The following is a 22,587-nucleotide window of genomic DNA, read 5'->3' as shown; positions in this document are numbered from 1 at the left end:
ACCAGGCGTCGTACGACATCACGGACGAGGGGAGAACGAGGGTGAAGGTGCAGCGGAAGCACGCGCTGGCGGCGGGTGTGGCGGTGGTCGCGACGGTGGTCGTGTCGGTCGGCACCGGGCTCGGGTTCGCGGACACCGCCCCGGCGCGGGCCTCCGTGTGCCCGGGCTCGGTGACGTTCTCCGCCGAGGGTGGGGCGCCGGCGGCGACGAGTGACCGGTTCCCGGTGGGCACCCGGCTGCGGGTGACCAACCTGGACAACGGCAAGGCCGCCACGGTGACGGTGACCGGGCCGTCCGGCAGTTGTGTGCTGCTCAACGCAACGGCGATGGAGCTGGTCCGCGAGCCGGGCAAGAACGTGATCCGGCGCAACGTGGTGGAGCGCGTCGACGGTGACGTCGCGCCGCCACCGCCGCCCGCCCAGCCCGGCAGCACCAGGCCCGGCGCGGCGTCGCCCGGAGCCCCCGGACCGGCGCCGGGCGCGGCCTGCACCGGCGCGATCACCTTCTTCGCCGAGGAAGGGGCACCGGCGGCGACCAGCGACCGGTTCCCGGTCGGCACCCGGCTGCGGGTGACCAACCTGGACAACGGCAAGGCCACCACGGTGGCGGTGACCGGGCCGTCCGGCAGCTGCGTGCTGCTCAACACGGCGGCCATGGACCAGATCCGGGAGCCGGGCAAGAACCTGGTGCGCCGCAACACCGTCGAGCTGCTGCGCTGACAACGCCGGTCGCCCGCCGTCGCCCGCAAGCGCGACGGCGGGCGACGGTCAGCCCGGACTCTCAGCCGAAGGCGGCGTCCAGGATGTCGAGGCCGCGGGCCAGCTCCGCGTCGGAGATGACCAGCGGGGGCAGGAACCGCAGCACGTTGCCGTACGTGCCGCAGGTCAGCGTGAGCAGGCCGGCCGCGTGGCAGGCGGCCGACACCGCGGCCGTGGCGACCGGGTCCGGGGTGAGCGCGCCCGGCTGCACCAGCTCCACGGCGAGCATCGCGCCCCGACCGCGTACCTCGGCGATCCGTGGGTCCCGCTCGGCGATCGCGCGCAGCCGGGGCAGCATCACCGACCCGATCCGCCGCGCCGCCCCCGCCAGGTCCCGCTCGTGCATCGTCTCGATGCTGGCGAGCGCGGCGGCGCAGGCGAGAGGGTTGCCGCCGTACGTGCCGCCGAGGCCGCCGACGTGCACCGCGTCCATCAGGTCGGCCCGGCCGGTCACCGCGGCCAGCGGCAGCCCGCCGGCGATGCCCTTGGCCAGGGTGACCAGGTCCGGTTCGACGCCCTCGTGTTCGCAGGCGAACCAGTCACCGGTCCGGCAGAAGCCGGTCTGGATCTCGTCGGCGACGAAGAGCGCCCCGGCCGCCGTCGCCCACTCGCGCAGCGCCGGCAGGAAACCCTCCGCCGGTACGACGAAACCACCCTCACCCTGGATCGGCTCGATGAGCAGCGCGGCCACGTTCTCCGCGCCGACCTGCTTCTCGACCGTCTCGATGGCCCGGGCGGCGGCGGTGGCGCCGTCGAGCCCGCCGTCGCGCAGCGGGTACGACATGGGCACCCGGTAGACCTCGCCGGCGAACGGCCCGAACCGGTGCTTGTACGGCATGTTCTTCGCGGTCAACGCCATGGTCAGGTTGGTCCGGCCGTGGTACGCGTGGTCGAAGACCACCACCGCCGGCCGTCCGGTGGCGTGCCGGGCGATCTTCACCGCGTTCTCCACCGCCTCGGCGCCGGAGTTGAACAGCGCCGACCGCTTCTCGAACCCGCCGGGCGTGAGCAGGTTGAGCTGCTCGCAGACCGCCACGTACGACTCGTAGGGCGCGACCATGAAGCAGGTGTGGGTGAAGCGCTCGACCTGCGCGCGTACCGCCTCGACCACCCGCGGCGCCGAGTTGCCCACGTTGGTGACCGCGATGCCGGCGGCGAAGTCGATCCACTCCCGCCCGTCGACGTCGGTGATCGTCCCACCCGACGCATGGTCCACGTAGGACGGAACGACGCTGCCGACCCCGCGGGCGACCGCCGCCTGGCGGCGCTTGTGCAGTTCCTCCGAGGAAGCCACGGGTCAGCCCTCGATGTGGTGCATGACGTGCTTGATCCGGGTGTAGTCCTCCAGGCTGTAGACCGAGAGGTCCTTGCCGTGGCCGGAGTGCTTGAAGCCGCCGTGCGGCATCTCGGAGACGAACGGGATGTGGGTGTTGACCCAGACGCAGCCGAAGTCCAGTCGCCTGGTCATCCGCATCGCCCGGCCGTGGTCCCTCGTCCAGACCGACGCGGACAGGCCGTACTCGACGCCGTTCGCCCAGCGCACCGCCTCGTCCTCGTCGGTGAAACGCTGCACGGTGATGACCGGCCCGAAGACCTCGTCCTGGATGATCTCGTCCTGCTGGCGCAGACCGGAGACGACGGTCGGGGCGTAGAAGAAGCCACGCTCGCCGACCCGGGAGCCGCCGGTCTGGATCGCGGCGTGGTCGGGCAGGCGGTCGACAAAGCCGGTGACGCGGGTGAGCTGGTTGGCGTTGTTGAGCGGGCCGTAGAGCACGTCCTCGTCGTCCGGGGCGCCGGTCTTCGTGTTGCGGGCCTGCTCGGTCAGCGCCGCCACGAAGTCGTCGTGGACGCCGGGCCCGGCCAGCACCCGGGTCGCCGCCGTGCAGTCCTGCCCGGCGTTGAAGTAGCCGCCGACCGCGATCGCCTCCGCCGCCGCCGCGACGTCCGCGTCGTCGAAGATGACCACCGGCGCCTTGCCGCCCAGCTCCAGGTGGGTGCGCTTCAGGTCGGGGGCCGCCGCGGCGGCGACCTCCATCCCGGCGCGGGTGGAACCGGTGATCGACACCAGCTGCGGGGTGGGGTGGGAGACCAGCGACCGCCCGGTGTCCCGGTCGCCGCAGACCACGTTGAACACACCCGGCGGGAAGAACTCGGCCGCGATCTCGGCCAGCAGCAGCGTCGACACCGGCGTGGTGTCCGACGGCTTGAGCACCACCGTGTTGCCGGCCGCCAGCGCCGGGGCGATCTTCCAGACCGCCATCATGAGCGGGTAGTTCCAGGGCGTGACCTGGGCGCAGACGCCGATCGGCTCGCGCCGCACGTACGACGTGTGCCCGGCCAGGTACTCCCCGGCCGAGCGGCCCTCCAGGAGGCGGGCCGCGCCGGCGAAGAAGCGGAACTCGTCGACGGCCGGCGGCAACTCCTCGTCGGCGGTGAGCTGGCGGGGCTTGCCGGTGTTGCGTACCTCCGCGTCGACCAGCTCGGCCGCCCGGGACTCCACCGCGTCGGCGAGCTTCAGCAGCGCCTTCTGCCGCTCGGCGGGGGTGGCGTCCCGCCAGCCCTCGAACGCGTCGGCGGCGGCCTTCATCGCCGCGTCCACGTCCGCCGGGCCCGACACGGGCGCCTGGGCGAACACCTCACCGGTGCACGGGTCGACCAGGTCCGCGTACCCGCCGTCCACCGGGTCGACGTACTGGCCGTTGACGAAGTTGCGCAGCTGCTGCTGGTCACTCATGAGGAGTCTCCGAGGGATGGCCGGGGGCGGGGTCAGCGGAGGTTATCGCAATCTGACTGCCATCTTGGCTACCGAATTCGCGGCAGACAAGGGCTGTGGCGACTGTTTCCGTGAGCCGGGGGTGTCGTCTACGCTGCGGTCGTGGAGCCGAGAGCCTTCTACGTCGCCGGTCGTCCCACGCACGGCGACGGCGAGCTGACCGTCCACCACCCGTACGACGGCCGGGCGGTGGGGCGTACCACCCTCGCCAGGCCGGACCAGGTCGAAGCCGCCGTCGCGGCCGCCGCCGCGGTGGCCACGGAGGCCGCGGCCCTGCCCGCGCACGCGCGCGCCGCCGCGCTCGACCACGTCTCCCGGCGGCTCGCCGAACGGGCCGACGAGGTGGCCCACCTGATCACCGCCGAGAACGGCAAGCCGCTGAAATGGGCCCGTGCCGAGGCGGCTCGCGCCGTCTCCACCTTCCGGTGGGCCGCCGAGGAGGCCCGCCGCTTCTCCGGCGAGCTGCAACGCCTGGACACCGATCCGGCCGCCACCGGACGGATCGCCCTGGTGCGTCGGGTGCCGCGCGGCCCCGTGCTGGGCATCTCCCCGTTCAACTTTCCGCTCAACCTGGTCGCGCACAAGGTGGCCCCGGCCATCGCGGTCGGCGCGCCCATCGTGCTCAAGCCGGCGCCCGCCACCCCGCTCTCCGCGCTGCTCCTCGGTGAGCTGCTCGCCGAGACCGACCTGCCGGCGGGCCTGTTCTCGGTGCTGCCGCTGCCCAACGACCGTGCCGCCGACCTGGTCACCGACCCGCGCCTGCCGGTGGTGTCGTTCACCGGCTCCGGACCGGTCGGCGCGGCCATCCGCCGCTCGGTGCCCGACAAGCACGTCACCCTGGAGCTCGGCGGCAACGCGGCGGCGGTGATCTGCGCGGACTGGGCCTCCGACGAGGACCTGACCTTCGCCGCCCACCGGATCGCCACCTTCGCCAACTACCAGGCCGGGCAGTCCTGCATCGCCGTGCAGCGGGTCTACGTCCACGAGTGGCTCTACGACGGCTTCCTGCCCAGGCTGGTCGCCGCCGTGCAGGAGCTGCGCACCGGTGACCCGGCCGACGAGCGGACCGACGTCGGGCCGCTGGTGTCCGAGGACGCCGCGCGCCGCGTCGAGGAGTGGGTCGACGAGGCGGTGCGGGCGGGCGGCACCATCCAGGTCGGCGGCCGGCGCGAGGGTGCGACGTACCCGCCGACGGTGCTCAGCGGAGTGCCCGCCGACGCCAAGGTCGTCGCCGAGGAGGTCTTCGGGCCGGTGCTGGTGGTCGCCCCGGTCACCGACGACGAGGCCGCGTTCGCCGCGGTCAACGATTCGGCGTACGGGCTCCAGGCCGGCGTCTTCACCCACGACCTCCAGACGGCGTTCCGCGCCGCCCGGGTGCTCGACGTGGGCGGGGTGATCGTCGGTGACGTGCCGTCGTACCGCGCCGACCAGATGCCCTACGGCGGGGTCAAGGGCAGCGGCGTCGGACGCGAGGGGCTGCGCAGCGCCATGGACGACTACACCGAACCGCGCGTCATGGTGCTCACCGGACTGCGCCTCTGAGGCCTCCCCTTCGTCGCCGGCCCAGCCGGGGCGGCGCCCGGTCACCAGGTGCCGTCGTCGCGCACCCGGGCCGGCGCGCGGCCGAGCAGCAGGGTGGTCAGCGCCGCGTCGACGTCCGCGCCGAGGAACCACTCGCCGGCCTGATCCAGCGCGAACACCCGCCCCTGCTCGTCGATGGCGAAGAGGCTGTCGCCGTGGTCGGCGCCGAGCGGAAAGAGGCGTACGCCCAGCACCGCGCCGAAGTCGGCCAGGATGTCGGCGCTGTGCGCGCCCCGAAGCGGATTGGTGGTGAACCGACTGATCCAGACCTCCTCGCCCGGGCCCCGCCGCCGGGTGAGGATCGCCGGGAAGGTGTTGATCGCCCGGATCGCCGCCGGAAACGGGTGATGCCGATGTTGCCGGCCGGCCACGGCCGCGGTCTCCTCGATCACGCCCCCGGCGAGCGTCGCGTTGAAGGCCGTGTCCTCCCAACCGCCGTCGACCAGCGCGTCGGCGACCTCCGGCGGGAAGCGGCCCGGCTGGTGCGACGTGCGGGAGTCGGGATGCCACTCGGTGGTGAAGGCCAGCTCCGACCAGGGGAGCACGTTGACGTGCACGAGGAAGTTGAGGCAGGAGTCGCAGGGCCGTTCGGCCGGGCCCCCGGCCGGGTCGCCCTGCTCCCGCACCCGGAACACCTCGAAGCGGACGGTGGCGAGCAGCGACTCGGCGTCACCCAGGCTCATCGGCGCGATGCCCTCGGCGGCCCGCCGGTGGTCGTACTCGTGCAGGACGTCGGAGACGACGATCAGCTCGGCGTGCCGGTCGCCGCCCCGGGTCAGGTGCCCGGGCGGCAGCTCGTCCAGGTAGCGCCGGACCAACGGGTGGTGCCGCAGCGCGACGTCGCCCTTCGCGCCCGCGGCGCGGAACACCCGGCCGTCGACGGTCAGGTGGGCGGTGGCGGACGGGGCGGGAAGCCGACGGATCTCCCGCAGCACCTGGCTCGCCGGGTCGACCGTGCGCGGCGCGGACGGCCCGCCCGGACGGTTGCGCCGGTAGAGCTCCTCTACCACGGTCGGCGGCACCCTCGGCCACGTGGTCACCTCGCCGGTCACCTTGTCGATCACCGTGGTCGGCAGGTCGCCGGGGAGCGTCCGGGCCTGGGTGGACACAGTGGATGAGATCACGTAACCGAGCTCGAACTCGTCGACGGTCGGCGTGCACTCGTAGCCGAGGCGTTGCGAGTCGCGACGCGCCCAGACGGCGGCGAGTTGTTCAGCCTGTCGTCGGTCGATCACGCATCGAAGTTACCCGACCCCCACGGAGTTGTCGCGCCCGGTATGGTTCGGCCTACCGACGGTGACGGGGAGGCTCGGCGGTGGGCGAAAACGTGGACCGCGACGTCAATCACGCGCTCCGGGCGCGCTTCGACGAGGTGTACGGGCAGTACCAGCAGATCCGGTCCGGTCTGCGCGAACTGCGCACGAAACTGGAGCAGCTGCGGGTGACCGAACGCTCAGCCGACGGGCTGGTCACCGTGACCGTCGGCGCGCGCGGAGAACTCGTCTCGGTGGAGCTGGACCCGGCCGTCTACCGGGACCGGGACGCGTCGAAGCTGGGGCGTACGGTGACCGAGACCGTCCAGCGGGCCAGCGCCAAGGCCGTGGCGTCCACTCAGGACCTCGCGGCCGGCTACCTGCCCGCCGGCTCCGGCTCGCTGGAGTTCCTGCGTACCGGGGACTTCGGCGCCCTGTTGACCCGGGCCGACACGGCCCTGGGCCGGTGACCGGCGTGGGTGGCGTGGGCGGCGGGCACCTGTGGCTCGACCCCGGCCGGGCCCGCCGCGCGGGGGCCGACCTCGCGCTCGCGGGCGAGGCGGTGACCGCCCGGCGCGCCCGGATCGGTGGGGACATCGCCGCCGCCAGCGCCCAGCGGCCGTGGGGCCGCGACGACATCGGGGCGGCGTTCGAGCGGGCCTACCGCGACGCCGAGGAGACCGTGCTGCGGGCGTGGGAGGGCGTCGGCCGGTGCCTCACCGGGCTCGGCGCCGACGTGGTGCGCTCGGTCGACGCCACCGTGCAGGCGGACGCCGCCGCCGGTGCCCGGCTGGACGGTGCGCGCGTCGCCGGGCCCGACGGTCTCGCCGGGCTCACCGGGTCGCGGTTCGAAGGGCCCGCCGGTTCCGGTCTCGGTCCGCGCTGACCGGGAGTTCTTCCGATGAGCCTGTTGCCGAGCCCGGTCCCGCACCCGCTCGACTACTCACCGTGGCAGCTCCCTGGCTGGGTGTACGAGGCACTCGACTGGGTGATCGGCGTCGAGTGGCCGGACGGCGACGAGCGCGCCGTCTGGGACCTCGCCGACCAGTGGTACGCCGTGTCCACCGCCCTGGTCGGCCCGCGGACCGACGCGCACGACGCCGCCGACGAGACCCGTGCGGCGTACGGCGGGGTCGGCGCGGTCGCCGCGGCGTTCGACGCGGCCTGGCGGGCGCTCGCCGAGGGCGACGAGGCGCCGCTGCCCGTCCTGCTGACGGTGAGCACTGACCTGGGGCGTCTGGTCGAGGAGTGCGGCTGCGACCTCGAAGCGGCGAAGATCGAGGTCTGGATCGAGCTGGGGATCCTCGTCGTCGAGCTGCTGTCTCTCGCCGTCGCCACCGCCCTCACCGCCGGCGCCGCCTCGCCCGCGGCCGGTGCGGCGATGGCCGCGAGCCGCCTGATCGTGCAGCAGATCTTCAAGCGGCTCACCGCACAGCTTGCCCGCAAGTCCCTCCGGCACGGGCTGCGGGAGGCCGGTGAACGGGCTGCCAAGCAGGTCGTCGAGGGCGGCGTACGCGGGCTGGCCCGTCGGTCCGCCCTCGGCGGGCTGGCCGAGGCGGGGGAGGAGGCGGGGGTCAGCCTCGCCACGCAGGCGTACCAGAACACGACCGGTCGCCGGCAGGGTCTAGACCTGACCGACCTGGGGACCTCGGCGGTCGGCGGCCTGGCGGGCGGGGCGGTCGCCCCGTTGGCCGGGCTGGGACGGCACGCCACCGGCCGCGCCGCCCGCGTCGGCGAGCACCTCGGCCGGGAGATGGCCGGCGAGACGATCGCGGAGAACGCCGCCGGTCTCGCCACCGGCCGGGGCCTCACCTCACTGGAGGACGCCGCCCGGGCGGCCGTCTCCGGTGCGGCCGGATCCGCGACCACGCAGGCGGACGCCGCCCTCCGGGCCCGACTGGGCGGCCAACTGTCCAGCCTGGACGCATCCGGGCTGGTGGGTCCGCCCCTCGCGCCGCCGCCGGAGCCACGTCTCGCGGGCGGACCTCCCCCCGTGCCGGAGACGTCGCCACGGGAACCGTCAGTGCCGGTCGACGCCACGGCGTCCGCATCCGGAGCTACCTCCGCTGGTACCGCGTCGGCCCCGCTCGCCGGTTCGGGTGCGGCGGTTTCGCTTGCTGGGGATGCCTCATCCGCCGGTCCGGCCACGTCGGCGGTGTCCACCCAGCCGGCCGTTGCCTCGGTGGCTGGATCCGCTGCCGATGCGCTGACCCGCCCGGTCCCGGACGGTGTGTCTGCCCCGCCGGGACCGGTCGCCGCCGGTGTCGTCGCACCGCCCGGCCCCGAAGCGGTCGGCCTCCCGCCGGCACCGCTCTCCGGGGTGGCCCCACCCACGCCGGTGGCCGACGCGCCGGCCGCGCCGGACGTCCGCTCGCCCGCCGCCCCGCTCGGACCCTCGGGCGGTGGCATGAGCACGGCGTCGGTCGCCGGAACCGCACAGGTGCTCGGCCCCACCAGCGGAACCGGGCCCGTCGCGTCCGCTCCTCCCGTCGTACCGTCGGCCGACTCGCGGTCTGCCCACGCGCCGGCACCGTCCGTCGGGCCGCTGCACCCGCCGGCCCCGGTCGTGTCGTCGCCTCCGCACGCCTCGGTCGCGACGGCGCCCCTCGCGCCGCCACCTTCTCGCGCGTCGGCCGCGAGGGCGCCCGTCGCGCCGCCGTCCACCGACGCACCCGAGCGAACGGACCTGCCGGTCGGGCCGGAGCGGCGGGTCGCGCCGGTGACGCCCGAGCAGGAGGCGGGGCGTCCGACGGCATCCGCGAACGGAGCCCCGTACTCGACCGCCGGGCCGCGACCTCGGACGCCGGAGTGGTACGCGGCGGTCTGGGCCGCCGACCGCGACGCGTTCGAGCGACGCCGCTACCGCGGCCACTTCGAACACCAGCGCAGAAGGCACGACGAGAACCGCCGCCGCGAGGAGGCATCGGACCTGCGGATGTTCGCCGACCGCAGCAAGGACGAGGCACGGTGGCTGCACTCGCGGGGCCGAGCCCTCGCCTCCGCCGGCCGTCACGCCGAGGCGGACCGGCTGTTCCAGGAGAGCCTCCGGCGGGATCGCCGACACCACGAGCAGCGGGACCAGGCCCAGGCGATCCTGGCCGGGGCGGCGACCTCGGCGATGACCGTCAGCGACTTCGACTTCTCCCACGTCAACGACGACGTCGGTGATCTCGCCCGGGGTGCCGTGGAGACGGACGACCGTTCGGCGCTGACCGGCGACGACCATCCACCGCCGACGGACCGCTCCCGCAGGTACGGGCGGCCGGGCGGCCTGCGCCCACCGCTGGCCCTGCACCAGACGGATGTCGAGCGGCGAGTTCCCCGCGAGCCGGACGGCCGGGTCGCCCGCACACCGGACCCGCGCCGAGGTGACTGGTTCCGGCTGATGAACGACGGCGGCCCCGCGGCGGATCCGACCCGGGGCATCAACTGCCTCGACTGCACACTGTCGCTCCTCGACACCTGGATGCACGGCCGTCCCCGGGTCGCGGCGCCGCGCACGTTCGACGCCTATGCCGCCGGTGACATCAACCGTCCGCTGGGCGGCGAGCGGGACGGCCCGCGTCGCATCGAGGAGTTCACCGGCGGACGCTTCCAGCGCCTCTGCCAACCAACCGCCCGCAGTACGCCTCCGGAGCACCGCAGCGCGGTCGACCGGGGATACCGCAACCTGCACGACCAGGTGTTGCTCGGCGGGCACGGCACCTTCGCGTTCGTCATCAACACCTGGGAGAGCGGAGGCTCACACGTCTCGGTGGCGCTGAACCAGAACGGGACCGTGCTCTACCTCGACCCGCAGACCGGTCGGATCGCGCCGCAGCCGCTCTACCGGCACCGTGGAGCGCCCCACCCGTACAACGTGGTCGACCTCGACATCCTCGTGCTCGCCCCGGACGGCCGGCCGATGCCCATGGCCGGTCTGCGGCGAGGCCAGTTCAGCGCACTTCCGGACCTGCCCGAGTACCCGCCGGCCCGTCACCACGAGGGGTACGGCGACCCGTACATCAACCGCTTCCACCTCATCGACGGCCCAGGATCGACCTCCGCCCCGGACGCCGTACCGGCCAAGGCCATTCTGGCGGGGGTCACAGACCTCGATCAGGCACTCAGGGATGTGCCCTCAGCAGCGATGGTCACCGCGTTGGGCCTGCCGGAGTTGCGGCGGCTGGCGCCGCAACTCGACCACGCCTCTGCCCAAGACCTGGCTGCCTTCTTCGCCGACGCTCGTGTGCACGCCATGGTGGACCGGACATGGCGGAACCCGCCTCCCGGCGAGCCGCTGCTCGCCGGCAAGTTGATCCGGCAGCTGATCGAGCGACCCGACCTGGTCCGCAGGGTCCTAGCGACGCCGGAACTGTTCACCTCCCTGACGTCACGTCCCCTGACGCTGCATCACCTCGCCGACCGACAGCAGGCGATTGACGTGCTCGGGGACGTCCTCGACCGGATCGCCGAGAGGGGAGCCGGCGCGGTGATCGCCGAGACCACCGAGGTGCGACGTGATCCTCCTCCGATTTCTCCTAGCCTGGAGCGCCAGGTGGCGGCATTCACCGAGGATGGTGTCCGAGCGCTCCAGCCCGGCTTCGATCTCAGTCGCATGGATGATCCGGAGTATCGACAGGGCTATCTCGATCAGTTGTACGTCGACTCGGGGGTTGCCCAGGCCGAGATGCTCGCGTTGGGTGAAGGGCTCGCGTCCGGCGCGGCGTCCGGCGCAGAGGCCTGTGGGCGACCTGGCCAAAAGGATCGGCAGCGCGCAGAAGACAAGATCCGAGGGTACGACGGCGATGTGTCATTGTTGACCGACCTTGCCGCAGTCAAGGTGACCTTCAACGCGCTTTCGGATCTCTATACGGCTCTGGCCGCCATCCTGGGCGACCCTTCGGTTGAGGTGGTCGAACTTGATGACCGTTTCGCCAATCCTCAGGCCAGTGGCTATCGCGATATCCAGATGTTGATTCGTGCAGCGAATGGTCACATCGCAGAGTTTCGGCTCCACCTCGCGGCGATGGACCAGGTGGCCGAATGGGAGCACGCGCTGTACGAGGTGCGACGCGACCTCAGGGCGGTGGCCAGGGCCGAGGGTCGTAGCATGTCCGAGACGGAGCAGGCGATCTTCACCGGTGTGCTCATGCAGGAACAGGCCTACTTCTGGCGAGCGTTGCAATCGGCAATGACAGGAGTCCCGAAGCATGAGTGAGACGCCCGGGCTGCAGATCCCGGCCTACTTCAGTTATCTCAAGTCACCCGTGAAGTTGGTAAGTGCGCCGGATGGGGGCGTCCATGCCTGGCGTCTGTCCCGAAAGACCGGTGGCTGGGAGTCGGTCGACCACCTCATTGACGACATCGCCTTCGCCGTGGGTGGCGAGGTCACTCGGTTGACCGCCGACCGGTTCGTCCAGTTGACCGAGCATGACCGTGCTCGGTATCTCCAGGGTGAGGGGGCGATATTCGCGCTGTACGAGACGATTTCGGCGGTCGAATCGACGGCCGCTGAGGAGCGGCGACCGCTGACGATAGAGGAGCGCGCGCTGATAGCCGGCCTCCGGCGCAGGACGTTCGCAATGTTCGAGGAGCAACTTCGGGAGAAGGGTGACCCGGGCGCTGACCCGGGGGTGCTCTGAGGGCGATGTTGACCTACTACGTCGTGTATCGGAATGACGAGCGGGTCGAGCCCGGCGGCATCTTTGTCGTGGATGCCGAGACAGGCGACGCGATCCTGTGGGACCACCGAAGGGCGACCTCGACCTATGAGCCGGGCCTCGTCGTGCGATTTCTCGACGACCACCGCAACCTCGACCGTTACGAGACGGTGGCGAGATCTGACGCCGAGGCACTGTCGGCGAGGATCACCGGGGGCGAGTCACTGCCTGACGAGACGACCATCCGTTCGTTGTTTCGACATGGTGACCTCGGTGCCGATCCGGCTCAGACGGGGGAGCCGGATTGGAACCACTAAAGCGCTTGCGACGCCCTCCGGACGTGGCAGGGTCGCCGTATGGCCGATTCTGCCGCTGACCGCTCCGCCGACGACAAGCCCACCGGCGGATTCGCCTGGTCGAACATGTTCGTCCATCCTGACGACGACCCGCGTTCCGAGGGCGGCTTCGACGACGAGCGGACGGTGCTCGTCGAGTACCTGCGCGACCAGCGCCTCACCCTGCAGCTGAAATGCGCCGACCTGGACGCTGAGCAGTTGGCTCGTCGGGCCGTACCGCCGTCGACGATGTCGTTGATCGGTCTGGTGCGGCACATGGCCGAGGTGGAGCGGGGTTGGTTCCGGCGGACGATGGCCGGGGAGGACGCACCGAGGATCTACCGGACGGAGGCCGACCCGGACGAGGACTTCAACGGGGCGGTGGCCGATCCGGACGTGATCGCCGAGGCGTGGCGGACCTGGCGGGCGGAGGTGGAGTTCGCGGAGCGGCTGGTCGACGCCACACCCGATCTCGGCACCACGGGGACCATGGGCGACGGCGAGACGATCTCACTGCGCGAGCTGCTGGTGCACATGATCGAGGAGTACGCCCGCCACAACGGCCACGCCGATCTGCTCCGCGAACTCATCGACGGCCGCGTCGGTCAGTAGCGCGGGCGCGACGGTCGGCGCCCCGTACCGGAGATGACCGGGGCGACCCCCACTGGAACGGTGGCGTGATCCACTCGCGATCCTGGATGTCGGGGTGTCTCGGGTGCGAGGTCGGCGCGACCTCACGGAAACCGAGTGGATCAAGAGCGGGGTCGGGTGGATCGAGACAGCGGCACGCCGCGCAGCGTCGCGGAGGCGATGGCCGTACAGGAGGAGTTGCGGTCGCGGGTCGACCTGGTCGGGCCCGGCCCGGCCGAGCCCGCGACGGTGGCCGGCCTGGATGTGGCGTACGCCGAAAGTGGTGATCTTCTCGCGGCGGCCGTCACGGTGCTCGACGCCCGGACCCTGGCGGTGGTGGACGAGGCGGTCGGCGTCGGACGGCCGGCCTTCGGGTATGTGCCGGGGCTCTTCGCGTTCCGTGAGCTGCCCGCTCTGCTCGCCGCGCTCGACCGGCTGAGCACCCGGCCGGACCTGTTGGTCTGCGACGGGCACGGGCTGGCGCACCCGCGTCGGTTCGGGCTCGCCTGTCACCTCGGGGTGGTGACCGGCCTGCCCGCGATCGGGGTGGGGAAGACCCCGCTGATCGGGGAGTGGACGCCGCCCGGTGAGCTTCGGGGCGCCTGGTCGGAGCTGCGCGACGGTGACGAGGTCGTGGGTCGGGTGGTGCGTACCCGTGACGGGGTGAAGCCGGTCTTCGTCAGCGTCGGCCACCGGATGAGTCTGGACAACGCCACCGCCCAGGTGCTCGCGCTGACGCCGCGTCACCGGCTGCCGGAGACCACCCGCGCCGCCGACCGGCGCTCCCGGGACGCGTTGGCGCGCGCCAGTTCGGCCCGCGACGACCTGGGCGAGGACCGGGGGCAGGGCGGGGTCGGCGGACGGCGCTGAGGACCGCCGGGACACCGAGGCCGACGCCGCGTCGAGGCGTAATGCACCACACATCCGGGGCGCTCTATGACCGGCGGGGCCAGTGGGGCGGTAGTAGCCTGACCGCCGACCCCGAACCCGGGGAGATGCGGCGAGGTGATCATGAAGGTACGTCGGCAAGCGGCACGGCTCGCGACCGTCTGCGCGCTGCTGGGCCCCCTGGTCGCGCTCGGCGCGTCGCCCGCGCAGGCCGATGACGACTCGGTGCGGGTGGGTGCGGCCAGCACCTTCCGGGCAGGCGGGTCGCCGCAGGGCGTCAACGTCGAGGTACGCAAGCGCAGCGACGGCTGCGTGCAGCTGCGTACGACGCTGGGCCTGCGCCTCTCGGGCCTGCGCACTGATCAGGTGAGCGTGCAGGTCAGCTACGGCAAGCAGTGGTTCCCCGTCCCGCTGGGCGGTGGGGACGGCGCCGTGGTCACGTCTCCGACGTCGCCGGCGAAGCCGAACCTCTGCAAGGGCAAGGGCATCACCGTGCGCTACCGGGTGGCCTTCACGTCCGAAGCGCCGAACGGCCGGCTGACCGTCGTCGGGGTGGCCACGAACGCGCTCGACCATCCGCTCGGCCAGGGGAGCGACTCGTCCCGGGTGGTCGGTGGGCAGTCCTCCGCCTCCCCGACGCCCTCGAAGACGCCCTCGCCCACGCCCAGCCCCGTGGAGACCGAGGTCGCCGCCGCCGACACCGACCAGTCGTCGGCGCCCCCGGTCGCGCCGAGCGACGTGGCCGCCGCCGCCACGGAGTCGTCCGGGCTGTCGCCCATCATGTTCGTCGGCCTCGGCCTGGTGGCGCTCGGGGCGTTGCTGATCGGGCTGCTCATCCGCCGGTCCCGCGCGGACAAGGCCACCGGGGACGAGCCTGTCGGGCCGCTGCCGGGCAACCCCGGTGGCACCACCTACCGCTCCGCCGGCGGCCTGCCCGGGACTCCCGGCCAGGTGTACGGCCAGCAGCCGGCCGGTGGCCCGTACGGCGCGCCGCAGCAGCGGCCGGCCGGCGGTGTCTACGGGACCCGCCCCGCGGCGCCCGCCCCGGACGAGACTCGTCCCCTGCCCCCGTCCGCACAGTGGGCCGCCCCGGCCCCGCCCGCCCCGGCCCCGCCCGCCCCGACCGCGCCTGGTCCAACGGCGCCCGGTCCGGCGGCGCACGGTCCGGGTACTCCCGGCCCGACCGCGCCCGGTTCGACCGCGCCCGGACAGCCGGACGTCCCGCCGGGGGAGCACACGGTGTTCATGCCGCGGCTCACCGAGTGAGCGAGGAGCGCCGGGGACCCTCCGATACGCTCAGGGTGCGTGACGACCTGCTGCCAAGGAGTGGATTCGGTGTCTGATCTGTCCCAGATCGTGAAGGCCTACGACGTCCGAGGGACGGTGCCGGACCAGTGGGACGAGCGGGTCGCCGAGGCGCTCGGCGCCGCCCTCACCCAGTTGCTGAACGCCACCGACGAGCCGGGTGACGCGGTCGTCGTCGCGTACGACATGCGGCCCACCTCGCCCGCCCTGGCCGCCGCCTTCGCGGCCGGGGTCCGCGCCGAGGGCCGCTCGGTCATCGAGATCGGGCTCGCCTCCACCGACATGCTCTACTTCGCCTCCGGTTCGCTCGACCTGCCCGGGGCGATGTTCACCGCCAGCCACAACCCGGCGCAGTACAACGGGATCAAGATGTGCCGGGCCGGTGCCCGCCCGATCGGGCAGGACAGCGGGCTCGTCGAGATCCGCGACCGGGCGCAGGCGCTGCTGGACAAGGGCGAGTCCCGACCCGCGGGGCGGCGCACCGAGCCGGCCGAGCAGCGGGACATGCTGGCCGACTACGCGTCGTACCTGCGGAAGCTGGTCGACCTCTCGGACATCCGCCCGTTGCGGGTGGTGGTGGACGCCGGCAACGGAATGGCCGGTCACACGGTGCCGACCGTGCTCGGTGACGCCGCGCTGTCGCCGCTGCCGCTGGAGATCGTGCCGCTCTACTTCGAACTGGACGGCACCTTCCCCAACCACGAGGCCAACCCGCTGGCCCCGGCCAACCTGGTCGACCTCCAGCGGGCGGTGGTCGAGCACGGCGCCGAGATCGGGCTGGCCTTCGACGGCGACGCCGACCGCTGCTTCGTGGTGGACGAGCGGGGCGAGCCCGTCTCGCCCTCGGCGATCACCGCGCTGGTCGCCGCCCGGGAGCTGGCCAAGCACCCCGGCTCCACGGTCATCCACGGCATCATCACCTCGCACGCGGTTCCGGAGATCATCCGTGAGCACGGCGGCGAGCCGGTGGTCGCCCGCGTGGGGCACTCGTTCATCAAGGCGGAGATGGCCCGCACCAACGCCATCTTCGGCGGTGAGCACTCCGCGCACTACTACTTCCGCGACTTCTGGTTCGCCGACACCGGGATGCTCGCCGCGATGCACACCCTGGCCGCGCTCGGCGAGCAGTCCCAGCCGCTGTCGGTGCTGGCCGCCGAGTACGAGCGGTACGTCGCATCCGGCGAGATCAACTCGACGGTGGCCGACCAGCGGGGCGCCATGCTCGACGTGCGGGCGGCCTATCCGGACGCCGTGGCCGACGAGCTGGACGGGCTCACCCTGAGCTTCCCCGACGGCGCCTGGTTCAACCTGCGCGCGTCGAACACCGAGCCGCTGCTGCGGCTCAACGTCGAAGCACCCACCCGCGCGCGAATGATCTCGCTGCGCGACGAGGTGCTCGACCGCGTTCGCCGATAAGATCGCCTGCGCCGGTCGGCACCGCCGACCCGGTGAAGCCGCACACGTGGAAGGAGCCGCGCCGTGGCCCTGGACCCGCAGTTGCTCGAGATCCTGGCCTGCCCGGACACACACCACGCACCGCTCGACTACGACGCGCAGGCGCAGACGCTGACCTGCACGGAGTGCGGCCGGATCTTCGAGGTCCGCGACGACGTGCCGGTGCTGCTGCTGGACGAGGCGCGCGGCGGCCCGGAGCGCCAGTCGTGATCGACGGAACGGCCGGCGTCAGCGGTCACCGCGACGCCGACGAGGCGCTGCTCGACAACCCCGACGCGCTCGCCGAGCGCGACCCGGGGGGCATGCTGCGGCACACGGCCTCCGCCGGTGCGCAGGTCCGCGAGTCGGCCGCGCTCGCCGCCGAGGCGAACCTGTCCGTGCTCGCCGACGACGGGCGGCCACGGGCCGTCGTGATCGCCGGCATCGGCACCGCCGGCCGTACGGGCGACGTGCTCGCCACGGTCGCCGGTCCGCGCTGCCCGGTGCCGGTCATCCCGCACCGCAGCGCGGGTGTGCCGGGCTGGGTGGGGGCCGCCGACGTGGTCATCGCGGTGAGCGCGTCCGGCCGCAGCCCGGAGGCGCTGGGCGCCGCCGAGGCCGCGCACCGCCGTGGTGCCCGGCTGGTGGCGGTCGGTGCGCCCGACTCGCAGCTCCAGTCGGTCGCCGAGCGGGCCCGGGCGCCGTTCATCCCGGTGCCGCGGCGCGCCCCGGCCCGCGCCAGTCTCTGGGCGCTCACCGTGCCGGTGCTGCTCGCCGCCCGTACGCTCGGGCTGGTGAAGGTCAACGAGGCGGACCTGGCCGAGACCGCGGCCCGGCTCGACGCGGACGCCGACCGCAGCCGGCCCACCGCCGAGTCCTTCGTCAACCCGGCGAAGTCGCTGGCGCTCGGCCTGGCCGGCTCGATCCCGATCGTCTGGGGTTCGTCGCCGTTGGCGACCGTCGCCGCGCGCCGCTTCGGCGACACCCTGTCGGCCAACGCCCGCTATCCCGTGGTGACGGGTGCGTTGGGTGAGGCGGGCCGGGGTCGGGTGGGTCTGCTCGACGGCGTCTTCGGTGGCCTGGCCGAGGGGGAGCGGGACATCTTCGCCGACCCGGACGAGGCGGACGGCGACTCGACCCGGCTGCGGCTGGTGCTGCTGCGCGACGGCGGCCTGAACCCGGAGGACGACGCTGACGAGCCGCTCGCCGTCGAGGAGCGCCGCGCGGACGCCGTGCAGACGCTGGCCGAGCGTCGGGGTGTGCGCTGCGACGTGGTGACCGCCGAGGGTGGCTCCGCGTTGGAGCGGCTCGCCTCGCTGGTCGCGGTCCCCGACTTCGCCTCGATCTACCTCGCCCTGGCCCACGGTTTGGACCCGATGGCGGTGCCCGCCATCACCGAGATGAAGGAGCTGTCGAACCAGTGAACGGACGTAGCCGGCGGGGCGCCCTGCCCGGACGGGGCCGTGGCGTGCGGCGGAGCGGAGCGCGGGCGTGAGCGCCAACGGTGGTACCCGGGCGATCATCGCCGCGCTGCTGGCCAACGTCGGCATCGCCATCACCAAGTTCATCGCGTTCCTGCTGACGGGCTCGTCGTCGATGCTGGCCGAGTCGATCCACTCGGTCGCCGACTCCGGCAACCAGGGCCTGCTCCTGCTGGGCGGCAGGCGGGCCAAGCGGGCGGCGACGCCCGAGCACCCCTTCGGCTACGGCCGGGAGCGCTACATCTACGCGTTCATCGTGGCCATCGTCCTCTTCTCCCTGGGCGGCCTGTTCGCGCTCTACGAGGCGTACCACAAGTGGCACGACCCGGAGGGCATCAACGACCACCAGTGGGTGCCGGTGACCGTGCTGGTGATCGCGATCATCCTGGAGTCGTTCTCGTTCCGGACGGCGATCAAGGAGTCCAACCAGATCCGCGGCAAGCAGTCCTGGGTGCGGTTCATCCGCCGGGCCAAGGCGCCCGAGCTGCCGGTGGTGCTGCTGGAGGACTTCGGCGCTCTGCTCGGTCTGGTCTTCGCGCTCTTCGGCGTCGGCATGACGCTGGCGACCGGCAACGGTGAGTGGGACGCCCTCGGCACCGCGATGATCGGCATCCTGCTGGTGACCATCGCCGTCGTGCTGGCCATCGAGACCAAGAGCCTGCTGCTCGGCGAGGGTGCCGAGGCGTCGGACGTGGCCGCCATCGAGCGGGCCGTGACCGACGGCCCGGAGGTCGAGCGGATCATCCACATGAAGACGCTCTACCTCGGCCCGGAGGAGCTGATGGTGGCCGCGAAGGTCGGTGTGCCGTCCTGCGAGAGCGCCGAGGAGTTGGCCCGCGGCATCAACGCGGTCGAGGCGCGCATCCGCGCGGCGGTGCCGATCGCCCGGGTCATCTACCTCGAGCCCGACATCTACAGCGTCGCCGCCGCGCAGGCGGGCACCGGCGCGGCCGCCCCCACCGCCGTGCCGCAGGCCGACGACGAGGCTGCCGAGCGGCCCGGGAGCTGACGCATGGAACCGCTGTACGGGCCGATCCGGGACTACGCCTGGGGCTCCCGCTCCGCCATCGCCGAGTTGCAGGGGCGACCGGTACCGAGCCCCGGCGCGGAGGCCGAGTTGTGGCTCGGGGCGCACCCGGGCGCGCCGGCGACGGTCGAGCGGGCGGGCACCCGGGTGAGCCTCACCGACGTGCTGGCCGCCGAGCCGGAGCCGTGGCTCGGCCGGCCGGTCGTCAACCGGTTCGGCTCGCGGCTGCCGTTTCTGCTCAAGGTGCTGGCCGCCGACGCGCCGTTGAGCCTGCAGGCCCACCCCGACGCGAAGCAGGCCCGGGCCGGGTACGCGAGCGACGCCGCGCGTCCGGAGGGGCAGCGCAACTACGTCGACCCATACCACAAGCCCGAGCTGCTGGTCGCGCTCTCACCGTTCGAGGCGCTGTGCGGGTTCCGGGACCCGGCGGAGTCGGCCGAGGCCCTCGCCGCGTTCGGCCTGCCCGAGCTGGAGCCGGTGGTCGGCGCCTTGGCGAGCGGGGTGTCTGGGCTGCGTACGGCGGTGCGGACGCTGTTGACCTGGCCGCAGGACGAGCGGGCCGAGCTGGTGACGGCCGTGGTGAAGGCTCCCGCCGACGGGCCGGACGCGGCCCTCGCCCGCGACCTGGCCGGCACCTACCCGGCCGACCCGGGGGTGCTGGTCGCGCTGCTGCTGCACCACGTGCGGCTGGCGCCCGGTGAGGCGATCTGGATGCCGGCCGGCAATCTCCACGCCTACCTGCGGGGCACCGGTGTGGAGATCATGGCGGCGAGTGACAACGTGTTGCGCGGCGGTCTGACTCCGAAGCGGGTGGACGTCGACGAGTTGCTGCGGGTGCTGCGCTTCGAGGTGCTCGACGAGCCGGTCTGGTCGGCGCAGCGCCTCGGCCCGGGGGTGGACCGCTGGCAGGTGCCGGTCGACGATTTCGTGCTGCACCGGGTCACGGTGGGCGCCGAGCTGCCCGCGGCGGAGCTGCCGGTCGACGGTCCGCGTGTGGTGCTCTGCGTGACCGGTTCGGTCAGGGTGGACGATGGGACCGGCCCGCTGTCGCTGAGCGCCGGTGAGGCCGCGATCGGCCGGGCCGACGCCGGGCCGCTGCGGATCGGCGGGTCGGGCACGGTGTACGTCGCCTCCTGCACCGTCGCCTGATCCTGCCGCGCGGCGGAGCGGGCGGCGAAGGCGGGACCTGGTCCGCCGCCCGTCCTCCGCAGGCGCAAGTCCGACTTTCCCGAAATAGCTTGACGCAGTACTCGCGGAGTGTGACTCTATGAGTACGCAGCGTTATCGCGACGACGGTCCGAGAACGCGCGGGGAACCAAACCGGGGGGATGCACGGGGCGGCCGAGTGGTGAGCGGAAAGTCCGTTCACGACCGACCGCCCCGTGCGCTGTCCGCCTCCGGTTCCCGCATCGACGGCCGGCCGGTCGCCGCCGCCGAGCGCGCGTAAGGTGGAGGGTCGCGCAGCACAATCGTCCGACAGGAGCTTTCATGACCAGCACCCTCCCGGCGTCCAGCGGTACGCCGTCCGAGGTCCGGCCGAGCACCGTCGCCGAGGGCGACTTCAAGGTGGCGGATCTGTCGCTCGCCGAGTTCGGGCGCAAGGAGATCACGCTCGCCGAGCACGAGATGCCCGGCCTGATGGCGATCCGCCGCGAGTTCGCCGAGGCGCAGCCGCTGGCGGGGGCCCGGATCACCGGCTCGCTGCACATGACCATCCAGACGGCCGTCCTGATCGAGACCCTGGTCGCGCTCGGCGCGCAGGTCCGCTGGGCGTCCTGCAACATCTTCTCCACCCAGGACCACGCGGCCGCGGCGATCGTCGTCGGCCCGGAGGGGACCCCCGAGGCTCCGGCCGGCGTGCCGGTCTACGCCTGGAAGGGCGAGAGCCTGGAGGAGTACTGGTGGTGCACCGAGCAGGTGCTCACCTGGCCCGACGGGCACGGCCCGAACATGATCCTCGACGACGGCGGCGACGCCACGCTGCTCGTGCACAAGGGTGCCGAGTTCGAGAAGGCCGGTGTCGTGCCGCCCGTCGAGTCCGCCGACTCCGAGGAGTACGCGGTCATCCTCGGCCTGCTGCACCGCTCACTCGCCGAGGACGCGCAGCGCTGGACCCGGATCGCCGCCGACATCAAGGGCGTGACCGAGGAGACCACCACCGGCGTGCACCGGCTCTACGAGATGCAGCGGGAGGGCACCCTGCTCTTCCCGGCCATCAACGTCAACGACTCGGTGACGAAGAGCAAGTTCGACAACAAGTACGGGTGCCGCCACTCGCTCATCGACGGCATCAACCGCGCCACCGACGTCCTGATCGGCGGCAAGATGGCCGTGGTCATGGGCTACGGCGACGTGGGCAAGGGTTGCGCCGAGTCGCTGCGCGGGCAGGGCGCCCGGGTCGTGGTGACCGAGGTGGACCCGATCTGCGCCCTCCAGGCGGCGATGGACGGCTACCAGGTGGCCACCCTGGACGACGTGGTCGAGCAGGCGGACATCTTCGTGACCGCGACGGGCTGCTTCAACGTCATCACCCACGAGCACATGGCCCGGATGAAGCACCAGGCCATCGTCGGCAACATCGGCCACTTCGACAACGAGATCGACATGGCCGGCCTGGCGAAGCGTTCCGACGTCACCCGGGAGAACATCAAGCCGCAGGTCGACCTGTGGCGCTTCGACGACGGCCACGCGATCATCGTGCTGTCCGAGGGCCGTCTGCTGAACCTGGGCAACGCCACCGGGCACCCGAGCTTCGTGATGTCGAACTCGTTCTCCAACCAGACCATCGCCCAGATCGAGCTCTTCACCAAGACCGAGGAGTACCCGATCGGCGTCTACGTGCTGCCGAAGCACCTGGACGAGAAGGTCGCCCGGCTGCACCTGGGCGCCCTCGGCGCCAAGCTGTCGACGCTCACCAAGGAGCAGGCCTCCTACCTGGGCGTGCCGGTGGAGGGGCCGTTCAAGCCCGAGCACTACCGCTACTGATCCTGAGCACGGAAACGGGCCGGCCGCGCATCGCGGCCGGCCCGTTCCCGTCACGGCTGGCCCGGCCTTCTCGGCACGACCCGTCCGGCTCTCTCGGCACGACCCGGCGTCGTAGCTCGGCCGGCGCTTCAGTCGCGGCGTGGACGCTTGGGTCGTACCCACGTCCAGACGCACCAGGCCAGCCAGGCGAGCGACACCGCCGTCGCCAGGGGGCGCAGCCGCAGCGCGCTCAGCAGGAGCACCAGGGCCAGCACCGCCAGCCATGGCCCGAAGCCCCTCACGGCCGCCGTCCGGGCGCGCGGTGGGCGGGGGCGGGGGTGCACAGGTGATCGAGCACGGTCGTCCTGTCTGCCGTGGGGATGTGGCGGATCCTGCCACAGCCGCCGTGGGTCGGCCGGGACGCGTCGGTGTGGTGTTGCCCTGAACAACTTGACGGGCCCGCGGAACAGGAGCAAGGTATGCCTGCCCTAAGTAAGCTGAGGCGTGCCTAACCAC

General features: G+C 72.7%; 20 protein-coding genes. 16 read left to right on the top strand and 4 right to left on the bottom strand.

Annotation, left to right across the window (positions count from 1 at the left end):
• Positions 1–41 precede the first annotated feature (41 nt).
• Positions 42–719 carry an RlpA-like double-psi beta-barrel domain-containing protein gene (locus GA0070620_RS16655; RefSeq protein WP_091591974.1) on the top strand — a complete coding sequence of 226 codons (678 nt, stop codon included), beginning with the start codon at positions 42–44 and terminating at the stop codon, positions 717–719.
• A gap of 61 nt (positions 720–780) precedes the next feature.
• On the opposite strand, the gene gabT is transcribed toward GA0070620_RS16655, so the two are convergent.
• A complete protein-coding gene (gabT, locus tag GA0070620_RS16650; RefSeq protein WP_091591972.1) occupies positions 781–2,052 on the bottom strand; it encodes a 4-aminobutyrate--2-oxoglutarate transaminase in 1,272 nt (423 codons plus the stop codon).
• A 3-nt stretch (positions 2,053–2,055) separates the two neighbouring features.
• Positions 2,056–3,492 carry a gamma-aminobutyraldehyde dehydrogenase gene (locus GA0070620_RS16645; protein ID WP_091591971.1) on the bottom strand — a complete coding sequence of 479 codons (1,437 nt, stop codon included), beginning with the start codon at positions 3,490–3,492 and terminating at the stop codon, positions 2,056–2,058.
• A 141-nt stretch (positions 3,493–3,633) separates the two neighbouring features.
• Here GA0070620_RS16645 and GA0070620_RS16640 point away from each other — a divergent pair, with 141 nt between their 5' ends.
• On the top strand, positions 3,634–5,073 hold the full coding sequence (locus GA0070620_RS16640) for an aldehyde dehydrogenase family protein (RefSeq protein WP_091591969.1): 1,440 nt from the start codon (positions 3,634–3,636) through the stop codon (positions 5,071–5,073).
• Between the two features lie 41 nt (positions 5,074–5,114).
• On the opposite strand, the gene GA0070620_RS16635 is transcribed toward GA0070620_RS16640, so the two are convergent.
• A complete protein-coding gene (locus GA0070620_RS16635; RefSeq protein WP_091591968.1) occupies positions 5,115–6,347 on the bottom strand; it encodes an SUKH-3 domain-containing protein in 1,233 nt (410 codons plus the stop codon).
• Positions 6,348–6,427: 80 nt separating this feature from the next.
• On the opposite strand from GA0070620_RS16635, the gene GA0070620_RS16630 reads away from it, so the two are divergent.
• The 14 genes from GA0070620_RS16630 to ahcY all read left to right on the top strand — a co-directional run bounded on the left by GA0070620_RS16630 (position 6,428) and on the right by ahcY (position 22,092).
• Positions 6,428–6,835, top strand: coding sequence for a YbaB/EbfC family nucleoid-associated protein (locus tag GA0070620_RS16630; RefSeq protein WP_091591965.1), 408 nt, complete (start codon positions 6,428–6,430; stop codon positions 6,833–6,835).
• Complete coding sequence (locus GA0070620_RS16625; RefSeq protein WP_197677459.1) at positions 6,832–7,251, top strand: hypothetical protein; 420 nt, start codon at positions 6,832–6,834, stop codon at positions 7,249–7,251. The genes GA0070620_RS16630 and GA0070620_RS16625 overlap by 4 nt, the downstream gene beginning before the upstream one ends.
• Before the next feature lie 15 nt (positions 7,252–7,266).
• The gene (locus GA0070620_RS16620) at positions 7,267–11,565 is read left to right on the top strand and encodes a toxin glutamine deamidase domain-containing protein (protein ID WP_091591964.1); all 4,299 of its coding nucleotides are present in this window, start codon (positions 7,267–7,269) and stop codon (positions 11,563–11,565) included.
• On the top strand, positions 11,558–11,989 hold the full coding sequence (locus tag GA0070620_RS16615; RefSeq protein ID WP_091591961.1) for a hypothetical protein: 432 nt from the start codon (positions 11,558–11,560) through the stop codon (positions 11,987–11,989). The genes GA0070620_RS16620 and GA0070620_RS16615 overlap by 8 nt, the downstream gene beginning before the upstream one ends.
• Before the next feature lie 5 nt (positions 11,990–11,994).
• Positions 11,995–12,324, top strand: a complete 330-nt coding sequence (locus GA0070620_RS16610; protein ID WP_091591959.1) for a hypothetical protein — start codon at positions 11,995–11,997, stop codon at positions 12,322–12,324.
• Between the two features lie 39 nt (positions 12,325–12,363).
• Positions 12,364–12,954, top strand: a complete 591-nt coding sequence (locus tag GA0070620_RS16605) for a DinB family protein (protein ID WP_091591957.1) — start codon at positions 12,364–12,366, stop codon at positions 12,952–12,954.
• Between the two features lie 198 nt (positions 12,955–13,152).
• Positions 13,153–13,842 (top strand): endonuclease V, encoded by a 690-nt coding sequence (locus tag GA0070620_RS16600; protein WP_091591955.1) that lies wholly within the window; start codon positions 13,153–13,155, stop codon positions 13,840–13,842.
• Between the two features lie 141 nt (positions 13,843–13,983).
• Positions 13,984–15,126 carry a hypothetical protein gene (locus tag GA0070620_RS16595; RefSeq protein WP_172836447.1) on the top strand — a complete coding sequence of 381 codons (1,143 nt, stop codon included), beginning with the start codon at positions 13,984–13,986 and terminating at the stop codon, positions 15,124–15,126.
• Positions 15,127–15,195: 69 nt separating this feature from the next.
• Entirely contained in the window at positions 15,196–16,581 is a 1,386-nt protein-coding gene (locus GA0070620_RS16590; RefSeq protein WP_091591953.1) for a phosphomannomutase/phosphoglucomutase, read from the top strand.
• Positions 16,582–16,644: 63 nt separating this feature from the next.
• A complete protein-coding gene (locus GA0070620_RS16585) occupies positions 16,645–16,830 on the top strand; it encodes a Trm112 family protein (RefSeq protein WP_091591951.1) in 186 nt (61 codons plus the stop codon).
• On the top strand, positions 16,827–18,023 hold the full coding sequence (locus tag GA0070620_RS16580; protein ID WP_091591949.1) for an SIS domain-containing protein: 1,197 nt from the start codon (positions 16,827–16,829) through the stop codon (positions 18,021–18,023). Before GA0070620_RS16585 ends, GA0070620_RS16580 begins: the two co-directional genes overlap by 4 nt.
• Positions 18,024–18,090: 67 nt before the next feature.
• Complete coding sequence (locus GA0070620_RS16575; protein WP_091591947.1) at positions 18,091–19,089, top strand: cation diffusion facilitator family transporter; 999 nt, start codon at positions 18,091–18,093, stop codon at positions 19,087–19,089.
• A 3-nt stretch (positions 19,090–19,092) separates the two neighbouring features.
• Positions 19,093–20,256, top strand: coding sequence for a mannose-6-phosphate isomerase, class I (gene manA / locus GA0070620_RS16570; RefSeq protein WP_091591944.1), 1,164 nt, complete (start codon positions 19,093–19,095; stop codon positions 20,254–20,256).
• Positions 20,257–20,595: 339 nt separating this feature from the next.
• Positions 20,596–22,092, top strand: a complete 1,497-nt coding sequence (gene ahcY, locus GA0070620_RS16565) for an adenosylhomocysteinase (RefSeq protein WP_091591943.1) — start codon at positions 20,596–20,598, stop codon at positions 22,090–22,092.
• A gap of 128 nt (positions 22,093–22,220) precedes the next feature.
• On the opposite strand, the gene GA0070620_RS32965 is transcribed toward ahcY, so the two are convergent.
• The gene (locus GA0070620_RS32965) at positions 22,221–22,373 is read right to left on the bottom strand and encodes a hypothetical protein (protein ID WP_172836446.1); all 153 of its coding nucleotides are present in this window, start codon (positions 22,371–22,373) and stop codon (positions 22,221–22,223) included.
• Positions 22,374–22,587: the final 214 nt, after the last annotated feature.

The organism is Micromonospora krabiensis, assembly GCF_900091425.1.
GTDB lineage: Bacteria > Actinomycetota > Actinomycetes > Mycobacteriales > Micromonosporaceae > Micromonospora > Micromonospora krabiensis.
This window is presented reverse-complemented; position numbering and strand designations above follow the sequence as displayed.

Bases quoted from the DNA above. Each gene is read 5' to 3' on its own strand.
- manA (WP_091591944.1), top strand. From the start codon at position 19,093: ATGGAACCGCTGTACGGGCCGATCCGGGACTACGCCTGGGGCTCCCGC.
- GA0070620_RS16600 (WP_091591955.1), top strand. From the start codon at position 13,153: ATGGCCGTACAGGAGGAGTTGCGGTCGCGGGTCGACCTGGTCGGGCCC.
- ahcY (WP_091591943.1), top strand. From the start codon at position 20,596: ATGACCAGCACCCTCCCGGCGTCCAGCGGTACGCCGTCCGAGGTCCGG.
- GA0070620_RS16620 (WP_091591964.1), top strand. From the start codon at position 7,267: ATGAGCCTGTTGCCGAGCCCGGTCCCGCACCCGCTCGACTACTCACCG.
- GA0070620_RS16605 (WP_091591957.1), top strand. From the start codon at position 12,364: ATGGCCGATTCTGCCGCTGACCGCTCCGCCGACGACAAGCCCACCGGC.
- GA0070620_RS16645 (WP_091591971.1), bottom strand. From the start codon at position 3,492: ATGAGTGACCAGCAGCAGCTGCGCAACTTCGTCAACGGCCAGTACGTC.
- GA0070620_RS16610 (WP_091591959.1), top strand. From the start codon at position 11,995: ATGTTGACCTACTACGTCGTGTATCGGAATGACGAGCGGGTCGAGCCC.
- GA0070620_RS16615 (WP_091591961.1), top strand. From the start codon at position 11,558: ATGAGTGAGACGCCCGGGCTGCAGATCCCGGCCTACTTCAGTTATCTC.
- GA0070620_RS16595 (WP_172836447.1), top strand. From the start codon at position 13,984: ATGAAGGTACGTCGGCAAGCGGCACGGCTCGCGACCGTCTGCGCGCTG.